Genomic DNA, 3,274 nt, shown 5'->3' with positions numbered 1-3,274 from the left:
ATGTGCTCCAAAATTGCGGTATTGACCCTGAAGTGTATTCGGGTTTTGCCTTTGGAATGGGCATTGAGCGCATCGCCATGCTCAAGTACCAGGTGGATGATTTGCGCCACTTCTTTGAAAGTGACGTGCGCTTTCTGCGGCAATTTCAGTCGGCATTTTAATGAAAACCATTGCCGTTACCGGAGCCTCCGGGCATCTCGGTAATGTGCTTTGTCGCGAGCTACTCCGGGAGGGTTTTGCGGTTCGCGTTGCTGTGCATCATGACCTCAGAGCGTTGGAGGGCTTGCCGGTTGAGCGCGTGCAATGCAACGTTCTCCATCCCGCCCACCTGGATGAACTGCTCAAAGGCGCCGATTTGCTTTGCCACCTTGCCGCAGTGGTTTCGGTGGATGACGGCAGAAACAAAACCCTCGCCCAAACCAACATTCAAGGAACCGACCATGCTATTGAGGCCTGTCTCAAAGCCGGTATCCCGCTGTATTACTTCAGCTCGGTGCACGCCCACGAATCACCGGGCAGCAATGGGGTAATGAATGAACAAAGCCCTTACCACGCCGTCGGTGGCTCAGCCTATGATCGAAGCAAGTCCATAGCAGAACAACGGGTTATTACGGCGCGTCACCAGGGGCTGCGAACCACGGTATTCAATCCCACGGCTGTCATCGGGCCTTTTGATTTTAAACCGGGATATACTGGTCAGCTTGTTCAGCGATTGTTGCAAAGGCGCATACCGATGCTTACACCCGGCGGTTTTGACTGGCTTGACGTGCGCGATGTGGCCCGCGCGGCGGTGCTTGCCATTCGTAATGATGTGTTGAACGACAAGTTTATGCTGTCGGGTGAGTGGTGCAGTCTTGCAGATTTAGCCGTAGTGGTGGCGCGGGAGGCGGACATCCGGCCCACTCAACGCGTTGCGCCCTTTTGGCTGGCTCACGTCGGCCTTCCATTTGTGCAGAACTGGAACCGCCTTCGCAATGAGCCTTTGCTTTACACGCGCAACGCGCTCCGCACCATTCAGTCAAGCTGCCGCAACGTGGATTCCTCCCGCGCCCGTGACATCCTCAACTGGCAACCCCGACCTTTGCCCGAAACAGTTCGTGATACGGTGGAATGGTTTCAAGGTGGGGATTAGTCATGTATGACCACGGAACAAATCCGTAAATTGACCCCATGAGCCACGCCCTTTTCAATATTCTGGTGCTTGTGTGGATGGCCGTGGCGCTGCTAACCATGGTGGTGTTGTTTCGGGTAGTGGCTCCTTTCGGGCGACACACAAGCGATACCTTTGGCCCCACCATGCCCAATCATTGGGGCTGGTGTGTGATGGAAGTGCCCTCATTGCTAAGCTTGTCCTACTTCTTTTTCACCGGCTCACTCAGTCCAACTCCGCTCACGTGGTTTATGTATGGTTTGTGGGCGCTGCATTACTTGAACCGCAGCTTTGTGTACCCTTTTCGGCAGCGCGACAAATCCAAGCGAATGCCGGTGGCCATCGTGGGCTCGGCCATATTTTTCAACCTCATCAATGGCTTTTTCAACGGGTACTACCTCGGCAACTTTGCAGACTTTTCGGCCGACTGGTGGTGGAGCCTGCCGTTTATGTTCGGCACCATCCTGTTTTTTGCGGGGATGCTCATCAACATGCACTCCGACCACGTGCTCCTCAATTTGCGCAAGCCGGGCGAAAAGACGTATCGCATCCCCAAAGGAGGGCTGTTTCGGTGGGTGTCGTGCCCCAATCTTTTCGGAGAAATGGTAGAATGGGCGGGATACGCCCTGCTCACATGGAATCTGGCGTCGCTGAGTTTTGCCGTGTGGACGGTTGCCAACCTGCTGCCACGAGCCATGGCCCATCATCGCTGGTATCAACGAAGGTTTCCGGATTATCCGTCCGGTAGAAAAGCGGTTATTCCCGGAGTTTTGTAGCGTCGCCTTTCTTTCGCGAGCTCGCCCTGAATTCTTCGGAGGCGTGTTTTTCCTTCACGTTGCCTCCCATGGTTCCTTTCAGTCGCTTGAAAAAGCCCTCGCGCTCCGGCAACGCAACAAAATCGGATACGCGGGCGCGCTCGGGGTCTATCTGCACCTCCAGGTGTTCCAGGGTTTTCAAAGTATCGGTTATAAAAGGCATAAACTGCACAGGCAGCTTTTTTCTTCGGGCAAAAGAACGAAGCATGGCCGCCTGAAAAGGATCGGTGGCGAGGGCTACATTGGTAAACCCCTGCTCACGCGCCACCTGCATGGAGTAGGCGAGGTTTTCGGTGCTGTGTTCGGCATTTTCTTCGGTGAAAATATGTGTTTCAGGAATGCCGAGGGCTTTGGCGTACTCTGCCATGATGCGGCTTTCCACGTAGGGCGTGTACACGGCTCCACCCGAGTAGATGATGTTTTTGGTAACGCCGGTTTCAAACAGGTGCAGCGACCAAAGCACGCGTCCTTTCATCACGCGGCTCCACGCGGTGTCATAAGGAACACCGGGAACAATAATAGCGTCGAAGGGGGCATGCGCCGAAGCCTGCTGAAAACTCTTTTGAGGTGATTTGCAGCTCATGAATGAAAACATCAGCAGCAGTGGCAGAAGCCATGTAGTGTAAGTAACCATGAGCATATAACAGCAGGTGCCTGCGAATGTTTACCGGCGCTTAATCATCTTCCCCGGAGTACCTGGCCTGCTCCAATTCTTCTACCTTTTCCCAGAGTTCAGGATTATCAGGGTTTTGCAGGGCTTCTTTAACGGCCTCGGCAAGTTCAGGATCGTTGCGGTGTTGGATGTCCACCAGGGTGGCATCAGCTGTAGTAAACAGTAACAAGCCGATTCCGGCGATGATGGTTGCACGCAACAACGGCGGCTTGAGCCATGCGGCCCGGTTTTTCAGGTAAGCGATGAGTCCGGCAACCACCATCATAAGTGTCAGAAAAGAGCCACTCAGAAGCATGGTTTCTGCACCGGGCCAAATTTGCATTTTAAAGAGAAGGCCCATGCTGATCATGGAGGTTCCGAAGCCCATCAACACACCCCAGATAATACGCATCCACCCCAGACCTTTGAGTCCACCCTTGCCGATAAGCTGCCTGAAGCCAATTTCGTTAAATACCACAAAGCCCAGTACGTAATACAGGATGGCAATCGAAGTAAGGCTCATTGTAAGCAACAAAGCCCATCCCGGAACATCATAGAACCACATTACAGCGGCAAGCAGCGCCAGCGCCCAGAGTATTTTTTCTGCTTTGAACACGGTAAGCGTTTTTGGGTTGACGGGTAAAGTTAACTTTTTCG

General features: G+C 53.5%; 5 protein-coding genes. 3 read left to right on the top strand and 2 right to left on the bottom strand.

Going from position 1 to position 3,274, the window contains the following annotated elements; all coding sequences use genetic code 11:
* The 3 genes from EA392_00295 to EA392_00285 all read left to right on the top strand — a co-directional run.
* On the top strand, positions 1–161 hold a 161-nt coding region (locus tag EA392_00295; protein ID TVR42511.1), incomplete at its 5' end, for a phenylalanine--tRNA ligase subunit alpha.
* A complete protein-coding gene (locus EA392_00290) occupies positions 161–1,132 on the top strand; it encodes an NAD-dependent epimerase/dehydratase family protein (GenBank protein TVR42510.1) in 972 nt (323 codons plus the stop codon). The genes EA392_00295 and EA392_00290, both read left to right, overlap by 1 nt.
* A 38-nt stretch (positions 1,133–1,170) precedes the next feature.
* Positions 1,171–1,926 (top strand): DUF1295 domain-containing protein, encoded by a 756-nt coding sequence (locus EA392_00285; protein ID TVR42509.1) that lies wholly within the window; start codon positions 1,171–1,173, stop codon positions 1,924–1,926.
* Here EA392_00285 and EA392_00280 read toward each other — a convergent pair.
* Positions 1,907–2,605: a YdcF family protein gene (locus tag EA392_00280; GenBank protein ID TVR42508.1), complete on the bottom strand. Its 699-nt coding sequence runs from the start codon at positions 2,603–2,605 to the stop codon at positions 1,907–1,909. The two genes, EA392_00285 and EA392_00280, sit on opposite strands and share 20 nt — an antisense overlap.
* Positions 2,606–2,639: 34 nt before the next feature.
* Positions 2,640–3,274: hypothetical protein (locus EA392_00275; GenBank protein TVR42507.1), on the bottom strand; the 635-nt coding region annotated here is incomplete at its 5' end.

The organism is Cryomorphaceae bacterium, assembly GCA_007695365.1.
Lineage (GTDB): Bacteria > Bacteroidota > Bacteroidia > Flavobacteriales_D > SKUL01 > SKUL01.
This window is presented reverse-complemented; position numbering and strand designations above follow the sequence as displayed.

Bases quoted from the DNA above. Each gene is read 5' to 3' on its own strand.
- EA392_00280 (TVR42508.1), bottom strand. From the start codon at position 2,605: ATGCTCATGGTTACTTACACTACATGGCTTCTGCCACTGCTGCTGATG.
- EA392_00290 (TVR42510.1), top strand. From the start codon at position 161: ATGAAAACCATTGCCGTTACCGGAGCCTCCGGGCATCTCGGTAATGTG.
- EA392_00285 (TVR42509.1), top strand. From the start codon at position 1,171: ATGAGCCACGCCCTTTTCAATATTCTGGTGCTTGTGTGGATGGCCGTG.